This is a genomic window from Xanthomonas sp. WHRI 7064 (assembly GCF_040202355.2).
In the GTDB taxonomy this organism is placed as follows: Bacteria; Pseudomonadota; Gammaproteobacteria; order Xanthomonadales; family Xanthomonadaceae; genus Xanthomonas; species Xanthomonas arboricola.
Genome location: NZ_CP167821.1, coordinates 4310617 through 4332103, shown reverse-complemented (window position 1 = coordinate 4332103; position 21487 = coordinate 4310617). Strand labels below are relative to the sequence as shown.

Sequence of the window (21487 nt, the reverse complement as noted above, 5' to 3'; positions counted from 1 at the left end):
CCTGGGTACGCGCGGCGCCAGGCGCAGCATGCGCAATCAACTGCGCGTCGGTGCTTCCGGCGGCTGCAGCGTGGCGTCTGGTTCGGCGGCGACCGGCGGCAGGTTGTCCGTATCCACGCCGGCCTCGCGCAGCTTGCGATGCGAGCGCACGCGCTCGTCGATCACCGCGGTCAGCAGGGCGCCGACGAAGAACACCACCGAGGCGTAGTACATCCACACCAGCAGGATGACCAAGGTGCCCATCGAACCGTATGCGCTGCCAGGCGCGGCCTTGGCGATGTACAGGCCGATACCGTAGCGACCCAGCGCGAACAACAGCGCGGTGATGACTCCGCCGACGAAGGCCTGCCGCCAGTTGACGGTGCGATCGGGCAGATAGCGATACAGAAAAGCGAAGGCGAGCGAATACAGCGCCAGGGTGGTGATGTAGCCGATCGCCGGCAGCACCGATGGCAGCCGTGCGAACACCACCTGCAACGCGGTGGTGGCAATCATCGACACGATCAACAAGAAGCCCAGGGCCAGGATCACGCCAAACGAGAACACGCGCTTCTTCAGCCACGCCATCAGGCCTTCCAGGCGCTGCTTGTCGGTGCGGAAGATCAGGTTCAGGGCGTTCTGCAACTGCGCAAACACCGCCGTGGCGCCGATGAACAGCAGCAACGTGCTCCACAGTCCGGCCAACGAGCCTACCCCGGGTTGATCGGTGGCGTTGCGGATCACCGTGTCGGCCACTTCCGCCGCGCTACCGCCGGCCAGCTGCGCGATCTGCTGCACCAGCGCTTCCTGCGCGGGCGGATACATCGATGCGGTCAGCCACAGCAGCAGCACCAGCAGCGGTGCCAGCGACAGCAAGGCGTAGAACGACAGCGACGCGGCCTGCGTCATCACGTCGATCTCGAGAAAGCGATTGAGCAGTGCCATCGGCAGGCTGCGCTGCAGGCGGCTCAGATGTTTCTGCAGGTGTTCGGTTGAGAGCTTCGTCACCGGCGGGGGAATCCTTGGGCATACCGTTGTGCGCGCAGGCGTCGTGAGGTGAAGCCGGCATGCGGAATGCTTCACCCGGACCTGTGCTGGCGAAGGTGTTCTAACAGGGCGTGTTCAAAGATCGGGTGAAAGCGGGCGCTGGATGTTGCGCGTGTGCTGCTATTGAAACGGCGCTGCAGCCAGCCGCACTCGGGCGGCTCGCTGCAGTGCCCTGGCCATCGGGCACAGGGCACTGTGCAGGCGAAGACTCAGCCTGCCAGATGCTGCTTGACCAGCGTCGAGACCAGACCCATGTCGGCCTGACCGGCCAGCTTGGGCTTGAGTGCGCCCATCAGCTTGCCGATATCGGCCGGGCTGCTGGCACCGGTCTGCGCGATGGCTGCCTGGATGGCGGCGACGATCTCGGCCTCGCCCATCTTGGCCGGCAGGTAGCGCTCGATCACCACGATCTCCTCGCGCTCGATCTGCGCCAGGTCGTCGCGTGCGGCAGCTTCGTACTGGGTGACCGAGTCCTTGCGCTGCTTGACCATCTTGTCGAGCACGGCAATCACGGCGGCATCGTCCATCTCGACGCGCTCGTCCACTTCCTTCTGCTTGATCGCGGCATTGATCAGCCGGATCACGCCCAGGCTGTGCTTGTCGCCGGACTTCATGGCGGCTTTCATGTCATCGGTGAGCTGTTGCTTGAGGGGCATGGTGTAACTCCTGGGAGTGCGTGTTGCTGATGTGCCGATGCGCCATGACGGGCACGGTGCATCGGCAGGAAGTCGGGCCGGGCAGGCGCGGATGGCGGCAGCGATGCCGGTCGGCTCTGCAGCTGCGCAGAACGCAGCGGTCGCCTGGCAGCGGACCAATACAAAAAGCCGGCGACGCTTGCGCGTGCCGGCTCTTGGGTTCCACTCCGATGGGCCGCGCCTTCAGCGCATGCCCGTCGGCAAGGAACCGCGTTCGATCAGTACAAGCGCTGGCGCTTGGTGACGTCGCGCGAGGAACGACGCAACTGACGCTTCACAGCAGCGGCAGCCTTACGCTTGCGCTCCTGGGTCGGCTTTTCATAGAACTCGCGCTTGCGGGTTTCGGCCAGCACGCCGGCCTTTTCGCAGGTGCGCTTGAAACGGCGGAGCGCAAATTCGAAGGGCTCGTTCTCGCGGACTTTAACGCTGGGCATGGGTTCTCCAGATAATGGGATTTCCGTCCGGGAGCCCCGGGCGGGTGCGAGCGGACTCGCGTGACGGAATTTCCGGGTTGCCCCGGCGAGCCGCGCATTATAACGACTTGCCAACGACCTGCAAGCCCCCTGCAGCATCTGCGCGAACAAGCCTGATAAAGCCTGCGCTTGCGGGTGATCCGGTGGCGATGACACGGCCGCGCAGCAGATCGCCCCTGGCCGATCTGCGCAGGGCAAAAGCTGCGAAAATAGGCCGCATGTCCCTGCCTGCCGAGTTGCCGTGAAAGTTCTTGGGATCGAATCATCGTGCGATGAGACCGGCGTGGCGGTCTACGACACCGCGCTGTCGGGCGTGCCGGCGCTGCGGGCCCACGCGGTCTACAGCCAGATCGCGCTGCATGCCGAATACGGCGGCGTGGTGCCCGAGCTGGCCAGTCGCGACCATGTGCGCAAGCTGCTGCCGCTGATCCGCCAGACCCTGGACGAGGCCGGATTGCGTATCGACGAACTCGATGGGGTGGCCTATACCGCCGGCCCGGGCCTGGTCGGCGCACTCCTTGTTGGTGCCGGTGTGGCGCGGTCGCTGGCCTGGGCGCTGGACGTGCCGGCGATCGGCGTGCATCACATGGAAGGCCATCTGCTGGCGCCGCTGATGGAAGACGACCCGCCGCAGCCGCCGTTCGTGGCGCTGCTGGTCTCCGGCGGCCACACCCAACTGGTGTCGGTGAAGGCGCTGGGCCAGTACGAGGTGCTCGGCGAGACGCTGGACGATGCAGCCGGCGAGGCCTTCGACAAGACTGCCAAGATGATGGGCCTGCCGTATCCGGGCGGGCCGCAACTGGCGGCGCTGGCCGAAACCGGCACCCCGGGGCGTTACAAGTTCGCGCGGCCGATGACCGACCGCCCCGGGCTGGATTTCAGTTTCAGCGGACTCAAGACCCAGGTGCTGCTGGCCTGGCGCGGCAGCGACCAGTCCGACACCACGCGGGCGGACATCGCGCGCGGGTTCGAGGATGCGGTGGTGGAGACGCTGGCGATCAAATGCCTGCGCGCGCTGGACGCGGCCGACTGCAACACCCTGGTGGTGGCCGGCGGCGTGGGCGCCAACAAGCGCCTGCGCGCACGCCTGCAGGACGCGGCGCAGCGGCGCGGCGGCCGGGTGTGCTTCCCTCGGCCGGCCCTGTGCACCGATAACGGCGCAATGATCGCCTTCGCCGGCGCGCTGCGGCTGGAGGCCGGCGAGCGCGCCGACGCGGCAGTGCATGTGACGCCGCGTTGGGATATGGCGGGCTTGCCGCCGCTGGCGGCGGAATCGGGAATCGGGAATCGGGAATCGTAAAAGCGCTACTTTGATTCCGTTCGCGCTGCCCTGTCGTTGCTTGTGCTTCTCACCATTCCCTAATCCCTATTCCCGATTCCCCACCTATGGACAAAGTTTTTATCGAAGGCCTGGAAATCGATGCGCTGATCGGCATCTACGACTGGGAGCGGCGCATCCGCCAGACGCTGCGGTTCGATCTGGAGATGGGCTTCGACAATCGCATTCCGGCCGCCAGCGACGACATCGCCGATACCCTGAACTACAAGGCGGTGAGCAAGCGGCTGATCGAATTCGTGCAGGCCTCCGACTTCGGGCTGGTGGAGACCCTAGCCGAGCGCTGCGCGGCGATCGTGCTGGACGAGTTCGGCGTGCACTGGCTGCGGTTGAAGCTGAGCAAGCCCGGTGCGGTGCGCGGCGCGCAGGCGGTGGGTGTGATCATCGAGCGCGAGCGGGCCCGCTGACGGCCACCGGCCACCGGCCGCGGGCTCGCTCAGCGAGCTCCGATCCTTGGCCGCGCCCCGGAAAACCTAGGTGGCACCGGACCGAGATCTACGACCACGCCAACGATCCCCAGCCCCAAGGCGAGGTTCAACCGGACCCGACAAATCCCCAATCCCCAATTCCAAATCCCGACACTTGCCCCCTTGTGGTCGCGTCAGGCTAGAATTGACGGCCATGTAAACGTTTTCTCAAGGATCTCATGGCTGCTGATCGTATCGAAACCCTGATTGCCCAGATGACCGTCGAAGAGAAGGTCGGACAGTTGGGTGTGTTCGCCGACATGGTGCGGCCGTTCGCGCCGGACGTGAATCCCGAAGCCAATGTGCTCAACGCCGACGAGGTGCTGCAGCAGGTGCGCGCAGGCCGGGTCGGCTCGTTGTTCAATGGCGTCGGCGCCGCGCTGGGCGTGCAGATCCAGAAGGTGGCGGTGGAAGAAAGCCGCCTGGGCATCCCGGTGATCCTGGCGGCGGACGTGATCCACGGCATGCGCACGGTGTTCCCGATCCCGCTGGGCGAGGCGGCCAGCTTCGAGCCCGAGCTGGCCGAGCGCACCGCGCGCGCCACCGCGATCGAGGCGACCGCCGCCGGCCTGCACTGGACCTACGCACCGGCTGTGGACATTGCGCGTGACCAGCGCTGGGGCCGTGGCGCGGAAGGCGCTGGCGAAGACGTGGTGCTGGGCGCGGCGTTTGCCGCCGCCCGCGTGCGCGGCTTCCAGGGCAGCGATCTGAAGGCCGACGATTGCCTGCTGGCCACCCCCAAGCACTTCGCCGCCTACGGCGCCGTGGCTGCGGGTATGGAATACAACACCGTGGACATCGCGCCGCAGACACTGCGCGATGTGCACCTGCCGCCGTTCAAGGCCGCCTTCGATGCCGGCGCACTGACCGTGATGTCCTCGTTCAACGACATCAACGGCGTGCCGGCCAGTGCCAACCACGAGTTGCTGACCGAGATCCTGCGCGGCGAATGGCAGTTCCCCGGCGTGGTGATTTCCGACTACACCGCCGACATGGAGCTGATTGCGCACGGCTATGCCGCCGATGAGCGCGATGCGACCAAGAAGGCGTTCCTGGCCGGCCTGGATCTGAGCATGCAGAGCGGCTTCTATGCCGCGCATCTGCCATCGCTGGTGGAAAGCGGCGAGGTGCCGATGGCCACGCTGGATGCCAGCGTGCGCCGCATGCTGCAGCTCAAGGAGGCGATCGGGCTGTTCGACAACCCGTACCGTTCGCTGGATCCGGCACGCGAAGCCGACACCGCGCATCTGACCGCGCACGATGCGTTGTCGCGCGATGCGGCGCGGCGTTCGATCGTGTTGCTGAAGAACCAGTGCGAGGTGTTGCCGCTGAGGAAAAGCGGGCAGCACATCGCGCTGATCGGGCCGTTCGTGCAGGACCGCGAGAACATCGAGGGGTGCTGGACACTGTTCGGCGACAAGCAGCGCTACGTGACCCTGGAGCAGGGTGTGCGCGCGGTGGTCGACAGCGAGCATCTGACGGTGGTGCCGGGCTGTGGCCTGGAAGAGGCGCTGCCGGGCGGTATTTCCGCCGCCATCGATGCGGCGCAGGCCGCCGACGTGGTGGTGCTGGCGCTGGGTGAACCGCAGCGCTTCAGTGGCGAGGCGCAGTCGCGCACCGAGATCGTGTTGCCGCCGGCGCAGCAGGCATTGGCCGAAGCCATCGCCGCCACCGGCACGCCGATGGTGGTGCTGCTGCGCAATGGCCGCGCGCTGGCCCTGAGCGGTGCGGTACGCGATGCCGATGCGATTGCAGTGACCTGGTACCTGGGCACGCAGACCGGTACCGGCGTGGCCGACGTGTTGTTCGGCGACTACAACCCCTCCGCGCGTCTGCCGATCAGCTTTCCGCAGGTGACCGGGCAACAGCCGTATTTCTACAACCATCTGCGCACCGGCCGCCCGGAACTGCCGACGCTGTCCGAGTACAAGGCGCGCTGGCGCGAGATGCCCAACGAGCCGTTGTATCCGTTCGGCCATGGCTTGAGCTACACCACCTTTGCGTATGCGCAGCCGCAGCTGAGCAGTGCGCAGATCGGCTGGGACCAGACCCTGACCATCACCACGCGCGTCACCAACACCGGCCGCGTGGCCGGCGAAGAAGTGGTGCAGCTGTATGTGCACGATCGCGTGGCCAGCCGGGTGCGCCCGGTGCGCGAACTCAAGGGGTTCCGCAAGGTGTTGTTGCAGCCTGGCGAAAGTACGGACGTGGTGTTCACCCTGACGCGTGACGCACTGGCCTTTACCAACCACAGGAATGTGTTTGGCGCCGAGCCGGGCGTGTTCGATGTGTGGGTGTGCGCCTCGGCCAAGAGTGGCGAGGCGGTGACGTTCGAGTTGCTGGAGGCCTGAATACCCACGGGCTTGGTATGACGCACTCACGCGACACGCAGCGGAGTGCGGATACTGCACCGGGTTTGACGATGGCGGACGTGGCCCAAGGGCGCGCCGTCATCGGGTCAGAGAAGATGCAGGCGCGTGCCTGGTCGATGTGGGACCACGGGGTTGCTCGCATCTGCGCGTATCGCGCCATATACCGCACCGGGTCGAAGACGGCTTCGCCGCGAAAATCGTGGCCACCGCCAGCACGCAATCGACGCGTGGCGGTGGCACGACTCCCCTGGGCGCGATCTTGCGGAGTTACGCGTCGTTCTCGACTGCCGCCTTGCTTTTGGGCGTCAGCTTGAGCAGGCGCCCGGTGCTGCCACTGGCTTCGTCTTCCAGCAACCACAGCGCGCCGTCCGGACCCTGTTCCACTTCGCGAATGCGCGCGCCCATGTCGTAGCGGGCCACCTCGCGCGGCTGATCGCCGAGCGAGACCTGCACCAGCGACATCGACGACAAGCCGCCGATAAAGCCGTTGCCGCGCCACGCCGGGAACTGCTTGCCGCTGTAGATCACAAAGCCGGCTGGCGAGATCACCGGTGTCCAGCTGATCTTGGGTGCGGCAAATTCCGGGCGGGTGTTGTGATCCGGGATCGGGGTGCCGTCGTAGTTGTCGCCGTTGGAGACGATCGGGTAACCGTAGTTGGCGCCGCGCTGGATCAGGTTCAACTCATCGCCGCCGAGTGGGCCCATCTCGTGTTCCCACAGACGCCCCTTGCCGTCGAAGGCCAGGCCGAGAATATTGCGGTGACCCAGCGACCACACCTGCGCGGCAACGCCGCCCTGCGTAGCGAACGGGTTGTCGGACGGCACGCTGCCGTCATCGTTGAGCCGGATCAGCTTGCCGAGATTGGCTTGCATGTCCTGGGCGGGGGTGAACTTCTGGCGTTCGCTGGAGCTGATCCACAGCTTGCCGTCCGGGCCGAAGGCGAGCCGGTGGCCGAAGTGACCGTTGCCGGTGACCTTGGGATCCTGGCGCCAGATCACCTTCAGGTCCGACAGCGTGCCGCCGCCGCTGGCATCCAGCGTGAGCTTGGCGCGTGCCACTGCTGCGCCGCGGGTATCACCCTGTCCCGGTTCGGCGTAGCTGACATAGACCAGGCCATTCTTGGCAAAGCGCGGATGCGCCAGGACATCGCCGAAGCCGCCCTGGCCGCCGTACGCGACTGCCGGAATGCCGGTGATGGCGCTCTTGCGGTTGGTCTTGAGATCCAGCCGCATCAATGCACCGCGTTTTTCGCTGACCAATAGACTGCCGTCGGGCAGGAAGGTCATTGCCCAGGGTTCGTCGAAATCGGCAACGGTGGTGGCCTGGAACGGCCACTGCGCCTTGGGAATGGCGGCCGCCGGCGCGACGGCAGGCGCGGCACATGCGGTGGCGGCGGTGAACAAGCTGGCCGAGCAGGCCAGGGCAAGCAGACGTCGGACAGACATGAGGTCCTCCAGGGAATGGGCGCAGTGACGTTGCAGCCCTCCCGCAACGTGTCCTGCGTCGGGTTTTAAAGTACCTTACACGACGCCTTCAAGGCCGCCTTGTCGTAGATCACTTTCTTTGTGAGACGTGTGCGTCCCACATTACCGCTTCACCATGAAAAGGAGTTTCCATGGCTGCCACGCAAAAAACGTCACCTGCTTTTATCGCAGCATCCTGGGCTGCATTGCTGCTGGGCGGCATTGCCTACCTGGTCGGGTTATGGAACGCGCAGATGATGCTCAACGAAAAAGGCTATTACTTCACGCTGTTGTTGTTTGGCCTGTTCGCATCGGTGTCGTTGCAGAAGAGTGTGCGTGACCGCGCAGATGGAATTCCGGTGACGGGCCTGTACTACGCGATCTGTTGGTTTTCGCTGGTCATCGCGCTGCTGCTCCTGGCAATCGGCTTGATCAACGCGACCCTGCTGCTGAGCGAGAAAGGTTTCTACGCAATGGCCTACGCATTGAGCCTGTTTGGCGCGGTTGCGGTGCAAAAGAACACCCGCGATGCGATGGATGTCGCCAACGCATCGCATTACTCGCGCGCGGTACCGCCGCCACTGGACTGACGCAGCACCCACACACCGATACAACAACGCCACCTCGACGGTGGCGTTGTTGTCTTCAGGGCTTGGACTTGTTGTCGCCACTCACGAAGTCTGTCGCATTTTCCCACGCACGCTTGACGGCGTGGCGGGCCTTACTCCAGCTCAGGCCATCGGTGCCGCGGTTGGCTTCCCATTCGCGGTGCAATTCTGCTTCCACCTGATCGTAGGCGCGTGCATTTTCGCGGATGCGCGCTTCGTGTCCTGCAAGGTAAGCGCCCTCGTAATCTTCGTAGCGGTCACCTTCGGTGTAATACGATTCTTCGGTGAAGCGCTCGCGCCAATAATTGGATACGTTCTGGCTGCGGTCTTCGTCCGGTGCGCGGCCCGGAATCTGATACGGCACGTTCATGCTCGTCTCCGTGTTGAGTGTGCGCCCTAACCTAGGCGGACAGGTGTTAAATCCGTTGCCAGGGCAGGTGAGGAGGGCATCAAGGCATGCTGCACTTGTGTATTTGTCTCTAGTGCGCCCTTGAGCGACGCGGTGCGCTGCGCACAGCAATTCAGCCGGTGTCGGCGCGCATCACGTCGCTGCCGATGCAGCCTCGTACGGCAGCGGCGTGGCGCCGGCAGTACGCAGGCTGGCTTCGGCATGCTGCAGCGAGGGCTCGTCGGCGTCGATGATGACTAGGACGCGCCCTGCTTGGATTTCGTCCTCGAATTGGCGGCGGACCGGGTCGGGAACGGTGGCGCCGATCAGTGCAGACGACCAGGTACCGACCAGGGCGCCTGCCAGCGCCATGACGCCGGCGCCGGCGATGGTGAGGCCGATCGGAGGCACGGCGATGGCGACCAGCCCGGCGACCAGGCCCGCAGCGCCACCCGTAGCGGCGCCGCGCGCTGCAGCAGGGAGAAAATCCGTCTTGGCGTCCTTGCGCTCGTCGGGAATGCCTTCCAGTTCAATATCCGAACGGGCAATCAACGACAGTGCATCGTTGTCGATGCCGACGCTGCGTGCGGCCTGCATGACGCGTTGCGCACTCTCGATATCGGGCGTGCTGTAGACACGGCGCAGTTTCATCGCAAGCTCCCCATGCAGGTTGGAGCTGCAGCGTTAGGCGGGCACGGTTAGTCGCGCGTGATCGCTGTGCGAGCGTCCTGCGAAAACCGCTATGCGGGTTTGCGCGGAAACAGGTAAATCAGCCAGCCCACCAGCAATGCCACCCCGGCGGCCGCCAGGTTCTGCCAGCTGGCGCTGGCCAGCAGGCCCAGCGACAGCAGCAGCGCTGCGATGGGAATGGCCGGCCCGCCAGGTAGGCGCAAGGTGTCGGTGCGTTGCCGGTAGCGACGCGCCAGCACGATCACTGCCGCAGCAGTGCCGATGTAGGCAAACAGCCGCGTGACCATCGACAGCAATGCCAGCTGCGTAAACGAGCCGGACACCGCCAGCGCCAGTGACAGCACGCCCTGGGTCAGCACTGCCGCAGCCGGGGTGTGGAAGCGCGGATGCACACGTGCCAGGAATGCGGGGCCGTAGCCATCCTGTGCCAGCGCGAACAGAAACCGCGGCCCGAGCATGACCGTATTGCTGGTGGTGCCGAGGATGGAAATGGTGGCACCCACGGTGAGGATCAGCGCCAGCGCCTCGCCGCCGAAACGGCTTGCGGCATCGGCCAATGGCGTGGGCGAGGCGGCAAGATTGGGCAGCGTGCCCTGCGCGACGACCTGGACCGCGGCGTAGATCAAGGTGACGGTGACGATCATGGTGATCAGCGCAAAGGGCACGTCGCGGCGTGGGTTGCGGTATTCGCCAGCGGCCGCAGGAATGTTTTCAAAGCCTGCATAGGCAAACAGCAGCAGCAAGGCCGCTTCGCCCAGATTGCCCAGGTCGCGCAGATCCGGCGTGGTGCCGGCAAAGGCCCACGACCAGTCCACGTAGAACAGACCCATTGCCACGAACAGCAGCAACGGCACCAGCTTGCCGATCACCAGTGCGATGCCGGTACGCGCCGCCGATTTCACGCCGATCACGTTGATGGCGGTGAGCAGACCCAGGGAACCGACGACCACCAGCAAGCGCGCCCAGTGATCGGTTGCCACGGTCGGCCAGAACCGCGCCACCGCATCGGCCAGGCCGTTGCTTAATGCCGCTGCCGAACTGATGCGCGTGAGCCAGATCATCCAGCCGATCTGAAAGCCGACAAACGGGCCGAACGCCTCACGCGTGTACAGGTAACTGCCGCCCGGCGTGTCGAAATAGCTGGCCGCCTGCGCGTAGCACAACACCAGCAACGCCACCGCCAGGCCGGCCAGCATCACCGCCCACAGGCTCATCGGCCCCAGTAGTGCCGCGGTGGCCGCGGGCAGCAGATAGATGCCGCTGCCGATGACATCGTTGATCGACAAGCCGACGATCTGCCAGCGGCTGACCACGCGGACCAGGCCAGTGGAATCGGGTGCAGGAGCCGGGGTGGTCATCGTGCCGCCTCCTTCAATTCGGGCAACTGCCAGCGTGCTTGCAGGCGTGCGTATTCGGCACGTGGCAACAGCACGAACAGCGGTTTGTCGTCGGGCTTCAACCAGGCCAGCAGGCGTTGCATGTCGGCCGGCGCCATCGCGGTGCAGCCGGCGGTGTACTGGCCCGGCGTGCGCCACAGGTGCGCGAAGATGCAGCTGCCGCGCCCGGGAACCGCATCTGGATTGTGGGCGATCACGAAGCCCTCGCTGTAACGCGCATCGCCGGGATGTTGCAGGTCCAGGCGCATCGGTTCGGTCGATCCGGCCACTGCAGCCTCACCGACCTGCGCGGCATCGACGATGCGGTTGTACAGCGGCGAACTCGGCACATCCATGCAGTAGTGGGTGGCACTCATCGCCTGGTACGGCATGGCGCTGTCGATCTGCTGGGCGTAACCGAAGGCCGGGCCGATCGCGAATACACCGGCCGGGCTGCGGCCATCGCCTTCGCGCTTCTGCGGGCCTTGTGCCTGCGCCGGATGCAAGCCATCGCCCCAGGCACTGCCATGCCGCCCGAGCGCGACTGCGAAGCCCGGTGCGGCCGGTTGCCAGTGGCCGCCTACACGGGTGAACGTCTGCAGGCGCGCCTGGATGCTGTCCCAGTCCGGCGTGGTCACCACGATCAACGCGCGCGCTTGATTCAAGGCATCGATCGGCCCGGCAGCGACGGCAACGCTGCCGCAGCTCGCCAGCGCCAACAGCACAGCGGATCGAAACAAGGTGGCAAGGCGCATGCAGGCTCCGGGGGGAATGGGTCGAGCGGGGGACGAGTCTGGGGGCGATACATGGTTGACGGAGACAGTACGCTGCTTTGGTGCCGGCGTTGGGCACACCATCATGTCGCTACTGTACTCAGCAATGTGGCCGTGTGCCGCATGCGCGCGCCTGGTTTGTGCGACTGCTTGGCGGGGCTTATAACGGTTGGCGAGTGTGTTTTGTGGTTCTGGGAGACTTGGCCTCTGTGGCTGAGCCGGTTGCAGAGCGGCTGGCCTGCGGCTTGTTGCAGGGCCCTTGCCCGCTCACCATCGCGGGACACGCCGCAAGTACGTCGCTGCAGGCTCTTACGCGGCATCCATGCCGCCTAAGGTCCCGCGACGGTGAGCGGGCAGGGACCTGTCGAGATGATCGGTGGGCATGGTGCAAGCAATGCACGAGGTTCGCTGTCCGGGTGACTGCGTGTGCAAAGAAGCGCTGACGGCGCCATGCCTGGACCAACGCGGCCTGGAGGTCCAACTGGCGTCTTAGCCGGCAAGTTAAGCCGGCAAAAGCTCCAGCCCGTGGATGCGGCGGATGCCCAGGCCGGGTGAGTCGTCGATATGGATCTGGGCATCGTCGAAGTGCACGCCGCCCTCGGTGGGATCGAACTGCCCGAGCGCGGGCGCATCCAGATCCGCCAGGGTAATGCTGTCGGCCTTGGCCACCGCCAGATGCACTGCTGCAGCCACGCTGATGCTGGATTCGATCATGCAGCCGATCATGCAGGGCACGCCGTACAAGCCAGCGATATCGGCAATGCGGATTGCGTTGGATAGCCCGCCGGTCTTCATCAGTTTGATGTTGACGATATCGGCTGCGCGGCGCTGGATGAGGTCGATCACCTGGACTGGCGAGAACACGCTTTCGTCGGCCATTACCGGTGTGCCGATCCGTGCGGTGACAAACGCCAGTCCGTCGATGTCCGCGGCCTTGACCGGCTGCTCCACCAGTTCCATCACGATGCCGGCGTGTTCCAGTGTGCGCATGGTGCGCACCGCCTGTTTGGGCGTCCAGCCCTGGTTGGCATCCAGGCGCAGCGATGCGCGACCAGCGACAGCGGCATGTATCGCCGTGATCCGCTCAAGGTCTGAGCCGCTGTCCTTGCCGACCTTGATCTTCAGTGACCGATAGCCACGTGCAAGCGCGGATTGCGCCTGCGCCACCATCACGTCGATGCTATCGACGCTGATGGTGATGTCGGTGGTGATGCGCGGCGTGCCGCCGCCGAGGGCCTGGTAGAGCGGGATGCCCAAGGCCTGCGCCCACAGGTCGTAGAGCGCGATCTCCACTGCCGCCTTGGCACTGGTGTTGCGCTCCAGCGCGTGTTGCACCAGCGCGCATAGCCGGTTGAGATCGGCCACGTCCTGGCCGATCAACGTCGGCCCGATGCAATGCTGGATCGCAGCGATGATGGAGCCGTGCGTATCGCCGGTGATCGGGGCGGTGGCCGGCGCTGCGCCATAGCCGATGTGGCCGCTGTCGGTCTGCAGCAGCACCACCACATCCTCGATCGCCTGCACGGTACGTACTGCTGTCTTGAACGGGGTCTTCAATGGCACGCGCAGCATGCCGAGGCGAAAGCCGGTGATCTTCATGGAGAGCCAATCGGTGCGATGCGTTGGATGCGGGTGATGTGGTCGACGAACGGTGTGCCGTTGCTGGCGAGCAGTGGCAGCAGCGGCGTCACCGACACACCATTCAAGCGCGCGCGCTGCACGTTGCCGGCTGCGTTGCGGTAATTGGCACCGGCCACGTCATGGATCACCCATGGCGCACCGTGCTCGTGTCCAATCACCAGCATCACATGACCGGGGATATAGATCAGGTCGCCGACCTGCAGACGGGCGAGTTGTTGCAGGCGCTGCGGCAGTGCGGCCTGCGCCTGGAACGGAACGCTCAGCAGCGCCGGGCTGCGTGCCTGATCGCCGGTATTGCGCGGCAATGCGATGCCCAGGCTGCGATACACATCCAGCACGAAACCGCTGCAGTCGCGCGCACCGTAATCGTTGCCCCAGCCATAGCGTTCGCCAAGAAATTTGAACGCCTGCTGCAACAACGCTGCAGGCGTGGCTGGCAGCGGGCCTACGCGCACGTCGGCGCCGCGTGGGATCAGTGCCGGCACCAGCTGCAAGCGACCATCGCTGTTGCGCAGCGGCAACTGCACGACATGGGCAGCCTGCGGCAACTGCCCGTTGACCGGCTGCTGCGGCGGCCAGTCGCCAAGCAGCGGCACGCTGGTGCCCATGTCCAGCGCCAGTGCGGAGATGGCGGGCACCTCCGGGGTGTAGGCGCTTTGCACGCGTGCGCCGGTGACCACCAGCCGTGGGCGGCGTTGTGCATAGTCCAGCACCTCCTCACGCGTGCCCATGGCAAGCCGGTCGGCGGCGATCCAGGCCGCATAGTTGGCCGCCAGCACGAAGTGCCATGCACCATCGGCGCTGGAGTGCAGCACCGCCACCGGTGTGCCGGGGTAGAGCGCCGATTCCTGGAAGCGGTCGATATCGTGGTCGTCGGTGGTGCTGAACACGCGTTGCGCGGTGGGGAAGGTGCGCAGTGCCGCGCGCTGCACCACCAGTGCAAACCGTGGCGTGACCTGCGCAGGTAGTGCATCCAGTGCCAGGGCGTGGCGCAGCGTCGCAAGGTGAGAGGCATCGATGCTGCGACCTTCGCTGTCGTACAGCGCACGCGTCGGCATGGCCGACAGTGTTTCGATGCGCGCGCGCACCTCGGCCGCCGGCAGCACCTCGGCCAGCTGCGACAGGTCGTGCGTGGAGCCATCGTCACGCAGCAAACGCGCATTGAAGCCGGCGATCTGTGCGGAAGTCATACGCAGCGTCTGCGCGTTGTCAGTGCGCTGGATCCAGTAGTCGGCGGTCAGCTGCGCATCGCTGGCCGCCAACGGTGCCGTGTGCGGTATCGGGCTGGCAGGCGTTGCCGCAGCGGCATCCCAGGACAGTCCGATGACCAGCAACAACAGCGTCAGCAGGCGGCGCGACAGTGGCATGAAGAGGGCTCTTGATGGATGCAGCGACTGGCGAGGCTTTTTACAGGCAATCACGACTGCAGGCGCGCGGACCTGCGCCGACCGCGCCGGCTTGTAGTGTACGCATGCGCAAGTATCCCCGGTGCGTGTCGCATGGGGCAGCGGCGTTGTAAGGTCTGTCGGTCTCCGCACACGTGCAGTCTGTCTGCCACCGGCCGCAGCCGCGTGCTGCACGCCATCGCCCGCACGGCAGATAATGGGTGCATCGCCTGCGCGACCCATCAGGGTGCTGGTGCAGCGCAAGCCCTTGCCGTTTTGCCAGGAGAATCCGATGTCATCTGCTCCCATGCTGTCGCCATCGTCCTGGCTCCGCGCCGCGCTGTGCCTGGTGGTGCTGTCACTGGGGGCGTGCGCGCATGCGCCGCAGCGCAACCCGCTGGCCCAGTGGGTGCCTTCGCCCAACTACGACACGCGGCGGCCGATCCTGATCGTGCTGCACTTCACCGACCAGCAATCGGTGACGCAGAGCCTGGGCACGCTGCGCGGGCGCAATAGCGGCGGCCGGGTCAGTGCGCACTATCTGATCGGCGAGGATGGCGCGCGCTATCAACTGGTCAGCGACGACCAGCGCGCCTGGCATGGCGGCGCCGGGCGATGGGGCACCATCACCGACATCAATTCCGCCTCGATCGGCATCGAACTGGACAACGACGGCAGCGAGCCGTTCGCGCCCGCCCAGATCGACAGCCTGCTGGTGTTGCTGGACGACCTGTGCACCCGCTTGCGCATCCCGCGCACGCAGATCGTCGGGCATGAAGACGTGGCCCCGACCCGCAAGAACGATCCCGGCCCGCTGTTTCCGTGGAAGCGCCTGGCCGACGCCGGCTTCGGCCGCTGGCCTGCCGCCGATGCCCCCGCCGCGCCGGCAGGCTTCGATCCCTGGCAGGCGCTGGCCCTGCTCGGCTACAGCCTCGACGATCCCGCTGCCACGCTGCAGGCATTTCATCATCACTACCGCGGCAGCGACGCCCGCACGCTGGATGCCGAGGATTTGCGCATCCTGCATGCGTTGACCCGACCAGCACTGCGGCAATTGCAGCTTCCGTCGGTGCCCATCGAACCGGATGCGCCGTAGCGATCCAGCCTGCTCGTTTTCCGTCGCCCTGACGAACGCTGCGTGGACTGGATCCCGACCACATTCTTGGTAGCATCCGCTCGCCCAAACTCTTGAAGGACGTCGTGTGATGAGGCTAGGAAAGACTGCCCTGTGGGCCGCCACGATCATGATGGTCGGCGGCTGCACCAAGACACCCGACGCAACGCCCGGAGACGTGCAGACACCGCCCTCGCAGAGCGCTCCTGCTGCTGCGCCAGCGGCGGCGAGTCCTGCAACGGTCGACGCCGAGGTGCCGGCGCCCGGGCATGTGCTTGCCGATATCTATGGGATGAAGGGTGACGGATCGGAGTCGTACACCATCGACAACGGCGCCTTGGCCAGCTTCTGGTACGGCTACCGCTTCGACCTTGGCGGCAAGCAGTACTACACCGGCTTCGCCAACGCGGGCCCCGGCAAGTACGGCAAATCCGAGGAAGAGGACTCTCCGGACCCTGCCGTCGGCGTCAGCATCAGCCAAGCGACCTATGTGCTCGACGATGCCGGTGGCAAACCGGCATGGGTGCTGTTCCATGCGCAGCAGTGGGCCGGCGATTTCGGCGGCAACGAGAAGGCCGACACGCTGGACCAGACGCGCAAGCTGCAGCGCACCGAGACCAAGGATGGCCACCTGCTACTGGCGCTGCCGACCACGCGCTTTGCCAACGGCATCAGTAGCTTGGGTTTTGCGCTGTTTTCCTTCGATCCGAACAAGAACGACATGGGCGACTACAAGGGCTGGGTTTACCTGGGCACCGTGGCCACCGGCGAAGACAACAGCGCGGCCTGCGACGATGAGGGCGCCATGAAGTGCGCGTCCAGCACCGGCACGCTGAGCTTCGAACCCGGCAGTGGATCGATGCCGACCCTGCGTGTGGCCATGAGTGGCACCGCCATTGCCGGCCCCGGCAAGGTCCGCAGCCTCGGCGGCGCCGACGTGGTCACCTATACCTACGACGCCGCCAAGCACCAGTACACGCCGCCGCTGGATCGCTGAGCCTGCCCGCGTGCCGGTCTGTTGTGGGCCGGCACGCGACGCGGACTGGCCGGCACAGCCAGCTGGTTTCAGGTGCGGGAACTGGATAAGATTCGCCCACGGGGCCTGATGATCAGGCGAGTTATTCGCGAGCGGCAATGGATGCTGCACTCGCCCGAAATGCCGGAGTGGATCGCCGGCTTGCGGTTTGCCATGCGCGAATCGCCATCACCGCCCCTGCCTTGGGGCCGGATCGCACTCACCGTTTTCTGTCCGAAGCCGCGTCTGCGACAGCTGCGTCTCTGCGGGTCGGGCCATGTCCGTGATGCGTAGCGGGGTGGCTTGCCGGACAACGCGGCATGGCGTGTCGGGATTGCGGTTGTGTTTCCGGCTTCTTCAATACATACAGGATGTTCTGCACATGTCCAACGACACTCAAGTTGCCGTCACTGTGGCACCGCCCTACCCGGGCAGCGTGCTGTACCTGATTTACGGCATGGATGGGGACGGCGCGCTTTCGTACGAGATCGATAACGGTGCTGTTGCCAGTTTCTGGCACGGCCAGCACTTCGATCTGGACGGCAAGCACTACTACACCGGTTTCGCCTACGCCACGCCCAACAAGTACGGCAATGACGAAGCCGAGACCTTTCCGGATCCGGGCGAAGGCGTGTCGATCAGCCAGGCCACGTTTCTGCTGACCGCGCCGGACAGCGAGCGGCCGTGGAGGCTATTCCACGCGCAACAGTACGTCGGCCGCTTCGGCGGCGACGAGCGCGCCGACGCGGTCGACGAAACGCGCAAGCCGCAGCGGCACATCCTGGACAACGGTCACCTGCTGTTGGCAGTGCCGACCTCCAGTTTCGGCAATGGCGTCACCAGCTTCGGCTTTGCGCTATTTACCTTCGATCCGGACAAGAACGACCTGGGCGATTACCAGGGCTGGGTCTACCGGGGAACGCTTGCAGCCGGCGAAGACAACGAGCTCAGTAGCGACGAAGAGGGTAGCGTTCCGCACGTCTCCAGCCGCGGCACGCTGAGCTTCCAGCCGGTCCCCGGCGAGCGGATGCCGGCCATGCACGTGGCGTTGCAGGGCACGGTTATTTCCGGCCCTGGCCAGGTGCGCATGCTCGATGCATCCGATGCGGTGGTCTATGTATACGACCAGGCGAGCGGGCAGTACCTGCCGAAAGAAGTCCAGTGAATCGGTCGGTGCGCCGCTCCACGGAGCGACGCGTCGGCAGCAGCAAGAACCCGCGACTTGCAACACCGAACAGTCTTGTTGACCGCACACCAATTAGCTCATGGACGAGCTCGGTTGACCTTGTCGGCGCCCAGCGCCGTATATCAACCTCAAGGAGTAACACGAGATGGCACGCGACTACACGAAGGCCGAGAACCTCGACATCATCGAGCGTGAGGCCAGGGAACGCCACATTCCAGTCGACGATTTCATGCGTTTCGCCTATGTCGAAACCGGCGGCAGGTTCGATGAGCAGGCCAGCCGTGGCCCGAACAGCGCCAAGGGCTTGTTCCAGTTCACTCCTGGTACCGCCGCGGCCTACGGCATCAGCGGCCGTGAACTGGATGCGGTGGCCAATACCGATGCCGCGGCGCGGTTATATCAGGACAATGCGAGGTCACTGACCCGCCAGCACGATAAAGACAATCGTCCGTACCTGTCCGGCAAGCCGCAGCCCGATGGGCTGGATATGTACATGGCGCACCAGCAGGGGGCTGCCGGCTATCGGTCGATCCAGAAGGCGGTTGCCGACGGCAGCTTCGCGCGCGGAGACACGCGCGCGAACATCATCAACAATGTGCCGCGCGAAAAGGATGCGGCCGGTGCCAAACAGTTCGAGGCTTACACCGGCAGCTCGCTGGCCGAGTTCAAGAAGATGTCCGATCAGGACATGGCCAAGACCTTTCTGAAGTACTGGGACACCAAGTTCGACCATATCGCCATCCCTGAAAAGGGCATCAAGCCAGTTGCCGAGGGCCAGTCCCAACAGCCGGCTGCGCCGGCCCGCGTGCAGTCGCATCCGGCTGCAGCGGCCGGGCAGGACGGTCAAGACGCAATCAAGCTCACCGCCGCGTATGAGATGGGCGTCAAGTACGACGATGTGAAGTACGCGATCAATATCAAGGGCCACAGGCTCTACCATCCCGGAGTGGACGGCAAGCACCTGGAACAGGGCTACATCGACTGCTCCGGCTGGGTCTCTGAGTTGCAGAACGCCACCATGCGGGAGATCAATCAGAAGGCCGGCCGCGACGTGTTCGGCCGCCAGGACATGCTGGTGCAAGGAATGACTGGCTCCGGTGGCATCGTCAAGAAAGCATTCGACAATTCCGGCGTGTTGCTACAAGGCCAGGACGTATTCAAGCCCGGTGCGCTGAAGGAAGGCATGGTCATTGGCGTGGACGCCAGCCGGAATTCGGGGCATGACCACTGGAAGGGCATCGATCACATCCTGATGGTGGTGCGCGACCCCAAGAGCGGCGAGCTGCAGGTCAGCCAGTCCAGCGGCACAAAGGGCGTCAATACGATGCCTTTGGACAAGTATCTGGCCGACAACCAGAACGCCAGGTTGTTTGCGTCCGATCCATTCGCCAAGGCGCGCGACCTGCTGCAGGACAGGCAACAGACACAGTCGCAGCATCAGGACCATCCAACGCGCACATCGTTGCGACCGGGCGAGCAAGGTGCGGATGTAAAGGCAATGCAGCAGGCCCTGATCGAACTCGGGATAAAGGACAACAGCGGCAAATTGCTGTCCGGTACCGGCTATTACGGCGACAAGACCAAGGAAGTGGTGGCAAACCTGCAGCGCGAGAAGGGCATGGATCCGACGGGTATTGCCGATAAGGCCACGCTCGAAGCACTCGGCAAGCAACAGGGCCAGGCCAAGAATAGTGGCGAGGCCAAGTTCCCCGCTTCCGCCGCTGTCGAAGCGCAACGTCCAGTGGATCCGTTGCTCAAGCAGGCAATGGACCATCTTCAGAAGCATGGGCCGAACGGCGGCTTCAATAGTCGCGACGAAATGCAGCGCGCCGCTAGCCAAATCGCATTCGAAGCCAAGGTCAGTGGGATGTCGCGTATCGACGAGTTGGTGCCGAGCACCAATGGCAAGGGGTTGATTGCGGTGGAGCGCAATCCCAACAACCCACTCGATGTGAATCGTGCCTACGTGGACAAGCAGCAGGCCGCATCGGTGCCGCTGGAGCAGAGTCAGCAACAGCTCACAGCCGAGACGCAGCGGCAGAATCAGGAGGATCAGCAGCGCTCGCAGGCCGCGCAGACGCAGTCGGGTCCTGCACGCTAGGCACCTCTCATCAGGTTGCGAATCTGCGCGACAGCAATGGCTAGTCCGGCATTCGACCGGACTGGCGATTGCGCAGGAGGGGGGGATAGTGCGTCGATGTGCGGATGGCGAGCGCAGCGATCCGGTCTGTCGGTCCCGAGCCGTTGTTCGTCAAGCGATCCACGTGCTTTGCCTGTTCGAGCACTTCTGTGCAGGCAGCTTGCCTGTGGTGGCTTATGCTTGGCGCATGACGCAAGCACGATCCCCGGTAAATCTCGTATCGCACCCCGTCGCATGCACCCTGCAGCGCATCGGGTGGCAGGTGTCTGCGCTGGTTCTTCTGTGCGCAGGCCTCAACGTGCAAGCGGCTCCCATCCTCTCGCCGGCAACAACCGCCGCACAAGCCGGTCTGGTCAATGTGCAGGGCCTTGCGCCGGAGATTGCGGTGGACATGCGTTATGCGGGCAGCAACAACTTCACCGGGCACGTGGTGCCGGGGTATGAGGCGCCCACGTGCTATCTGTTGCGTCCGGCGGCGGAGGCGCTGGCGCGGGTGGCGCGGTCGCTCAAGGCCGAGGGATATCGACTGCAGGTGTTCGACTGCTACCGGCCGGTGCGCGCGGTACAGGCCTTCGTGGCCTGGGCTGCGGATCTGCAGGATCAGTCGACCAAGGCGCAGTACTACCCCCGTGTGGACAAGCGTGCGCTGTTGGGTGACTACATTGCCGAGACTTCGGGGCATAGCCGTGGCGCAACGCTGGACCTTGGCCTGCTCGATTGCCGGCAGGGCCCATGCCAGCCGGTGGCGATGGGCACCGACTTCGATTTCTTCGATGCGCGTGCGCATACCGATGCGCGCGATATCAGCGCCGCCCAGCGTGCCCACCGCCAGCAGCTGTTGCGAGCCATGGCGGCGGAGGGATTTGCCAACTACCCGATGGAGTGGTGGCATTTCACCTTCCGCCCCGAGCCGATGCCGGATACCGCGTTCGATGTGCCGGTCAACTAAGCAACCGCGCCGCAGGCGGTGACTCCGGCCACCGTGCTGTCCATGTTGTGCATCACCCCACGCTGCTGCAAGGAATTGCCATGTCCGACCCGGAACGCTTTATCGATATCGCCTGCCCGTATTGCGGGGAGTGGATCACCCTGACGCTGGATCTGACCGGCGGCGACCAGCATTACATCGAAGATTGTCAGGTGTGCTGCAAGCCGATCTCGGTCAGCGTGCAATGGGATGAAGAAGGCGAGGCGCAGGTGAGTGCGCGCGGCCAGGATGATGCGTGAGCGCGGCGTGCCGCAGCATCGGGCGCTCGTAGCGCTAGGCCGATCCTCATTCGCGTAAGCGCCTGCGCTTGCGGCCCCGGCCGGGATCCGTCACCCGCAACCGCTAGACTG

20 protein-coding genes are annotated in these 21487 nt (G+C 65.0%); 10 read left to right on the top strand and 10 right to left on the bottom strand.

Annotation, left to right across the window (positions count from 1 at the left end; genetic code table 11):
- Positions 1–36: 36 nt before the first annotated feature.
- From ABQY74_RS18415 to rpsU, 3 genes are all read right to left on the bottom strand, one after another.
- Entirely contained in the window at positions 37–987 is a 951-nt protein-coding gene (locus ABQY74_RS18415) for a YihY/virulence factor BrkB family protein (protein ID WP_349792648.1), read from the bottom strand.
- Positions 988–1235: 248 nt separating this feature from the next.
- A complete protein-coding gene (locus ABQY74_RS18410; protein ID WP_349783002.1) occupies positions 1236–1682 on the bottom strand; it encodes a GatB/YqeY domain-containing protein in 447 nt (148 codons plus the stop codon).
- A 257-nt stretch (positions 1683–1939) separates the two neighbouring features.
- Positions 1940–2155, bottom strand: coding sequence for a 30S ribosomal protein S21 (rpsU, locus tag ABQY74_RS18405; RefSeq protein WP_002808376.1), 216 nt, complete (start codon positions 2153–2155; stop codon positions 1940–1942).
- Positions 2156–2435: 280 nt separating this feature from the next.
- On the opposite strand from rpsU, the gene tsaD reads away from it, so the two are divergent.
- The 3 genes from tsaD to ABQY74_RS18390 all read left to right on the top strand — a co-directional run bounded on the left by tsaD (position 2436) and on the right by ABQY74_RS18390 (position 6348).
- Positions 2436–3494 (top strand): tRNA (adenosine(37)-N6)-threonylcarbamoyltransferase complex transferase subunit TsaD, encoded by a 1059-nt coding sequence (tsaD, locus tag ABQY74_RS18400; protein WP_104589522.1) that lies wholly within the window; start codon positions 2436–2438, stop codon positions 3492–3494.
- 86 nt (positions 3495–3580) lie between these two features.
- The gene (gene folB, locus ABQY74_RS18395) at positions 3581–3937 is read left to right on the top strand and encodes a dihydroneopterin aldolase (protein ID WP_024938857.1); all 357 of its coding nucleotides are present in this window, start codon (positions 3581–3583) and stop codon (positions 3935–3937) included.
- 239 nt (positions 3938–4176) lie between these two features.
- On the top strand, positions 4177–6348 hold the full coding sequence (locus tag ABQY74_RS18390) for a glycoside hydrolase family 3 N-terminal domain-containing protein (RefSeq protein ID WP_349792646.1): 2172 nt from the start codon (positions 4177–4179) through the stop codon (positions 6346–6348).
- Between the two features lie 288 nt (positions 6349–6636).
- Here the strand turns inward: ABQY74_RS18390 and ABQY74_RS18385 are convergent, their stop codons facing one another.
- Positions 6637–7815, bottom strand: coding sequence for a PQQ-dependent sugar dehydrogenase (locus ABQY74_RS18385; RefSeq protein ID WP_349792644.1), 1179 nt, complete (start codon positions 7813–7815; stop codon positions 6637–6639).
- A gap of 170 nt (positions 7816–7985) precedes the next feature.
- On the opposite strand from ABQY74_RS18385, the gene yiaA reads away from it, so the two are divergent.
- Positions 7986–8423 (top strand): inner membrane protein YiaA, encoded by a 438-nt coding sequence (yiaA, locus tag ABQY74_RS18380; protein ID WP_046344757.1) that lies wholly within the window; start codon positions 7986–7988, stop codon positions 8421–8423.
- A gap of 55 nt (positions 8424–8478) precedes the next feature.
- Here yiaA and ABQY74_RS18375 read toward each other — a convergent pair whose 3' ends face one another.
- The 6 genes from ABQY74_RS18375 to ABQY74_RS18350 all read right to left on the bottom strand — a co-directional run bounded on the left by ABQY74_RS18375 (position 8479) and on the right by ABQY74_RS18350 (position 14676).
- Positions 8479–8811: a hypothetical protein gene (locus tag ABQY74_RS18375; RefSeq protein ID WP_039518493.1), complete on the bottom strand. Its 333-nt coding sequence runs from the start codon at positions 8809–8811 to the stop codon at positions 8479–8481.
- A 171-nt stretch (positions 8812–8982) separates the two neighbouring features.
- The gene (locus ABQY74_RS18370; RefSeq protein ID WP_349792642.1) at positions 8983–9480 is read right to left on the bottom strand and encodes a hypothetical protein; all 498 of its coding nucleotides are present in this window, start codon (positions 9478–9480) and stop codon (positions 8983–8985) included.
- A gap of 89 nt (positions 9481–9569) precedes the next feature.
- On the bottom strand, positions 9570–10877 hold the full coding sequence (locus ABQY74_RS18365) for an APC family permease (RefSeq protein ID WP_349792640.1): 1308 nt from the start codon (positions 10875–10877) through the stop codon (positions 9570–9572).
- Positions 10874–11650, bottom strand: a complete 777-nt coding sequence (locus ABQY74_RS18360) for a L,D-transpeptidase family protein (protein ID WP_349792638.1) — start codon at positions 11648–11650, stop codon at positions 10874–10876. The genes ABQY74_RS18365 and ABQY74_RS18360 overlap by 4 nt, the downstream gene beginning before the upstream one ends.
- Positions 11651–12169: 519 nt before the next feature.
- A complete protein-coding gene (locus ABQY74_RS18355) occupies positions 12170–13267 on the bottom strand; it encodes a dipeptide epimerase (RefSeq protein WP_349792636.1) in 1098 nt (365 codons plus the stop codon).
- The gene (locus ABQY74_RS18350) at positions 13264–14676 is read right to left on the bottom strand and encodes an SH3 domain-containing protein (protein ID WP_349792634.1); all 1413 of its coding nucleotides are present in this window, start codon (positions 14674–14676) and stop codon (positions 13264–13266) included. The genes ABQY74_RS18355 and ABQY74_RS18350 overlap by 4 nt, the downstream gene beginning before the upstream one ends.
- A 310-nt stretch (positions 14677–14986) precedes the next feature.
- On the opposite strand from ABQY74_RS18350, the gene ABQY74_RS18345 reads away from it, so the two are divergent.
- The 6 genes from ABQY74_RS18345 to ABQY74_RS18320 all read left to right on the top strand — a co-directional run bounded on the left by ABQY74_RS18345 (position 14987) and on the right by ABQY74_RS18320 (position 21376).
- On the top strand, positions 14987–15790 hold the full coding sequence (locus tag ABQY74_RS18345; protein ID WP_349792632.1) for an N-acetylmuramoyl-L-alanine amidase: 804 nt from the start codon (positions 14987–14989) through the stop codon (positions 15788–15790).
- 109 nt (positions 15791–15899) lie between these two features.
- Entirely contained in the window at positions 15900–16805 is a 906-nt protein-coding gene (locus ABQY74_RS18340; protein WP_349792630.1) for a hypothetical protein, read from the top strand.
- Between the two features lie 400 nt (positions 16806–17205).
- A complete protein-coding gene (locus ABQY74_RS18335) occupies positions 17206–17988 on the top strand; it encodes a hypothetical protein (RefSeq protein WP_349792628.1) in 783 nt (260 codons plus the stop codon).
- Positions 17989–18154: 166 nt separating this feature from the next.
- The gene (locus ABQY74_RS18330; RefSeq protein ID WP_349792626.1) at positions 18155–20110 is read left to right on the top strand and encodes a peptidoglycan-binding protein; all 1956 of its coding nucleotides are present in this window, start codon (positions 18155–18157) and stop codon (positions 20108–20110) included.
- 337 nt (positions 20111–20447) lie between these two features.
- Positions 20448–21098, top strand: a complete 651-nt coding sequence (locus tag ABQY74_RS18325; RefSeq protein ID WP_372469964.1) for a M15 family metallopeptidase — start codon at positions 20448–20450, stop codon at positions 21096–21098.
- Between the two features lie 80 nt (positions 21099–21178).
- Complete coding sequence (locus ABQY74_RS18320; RefSeq protein ID WP_016903162.1) at positions 21179–21376, top strand: CPXCG motif-containing cysteine-rich protein; 198 nt, start codon at positions 21179–21181, stop codon at positions 21374–21376.
- The last annotated feature ends 111 nt before the right edge of the window (positions 21377–21487 follow it).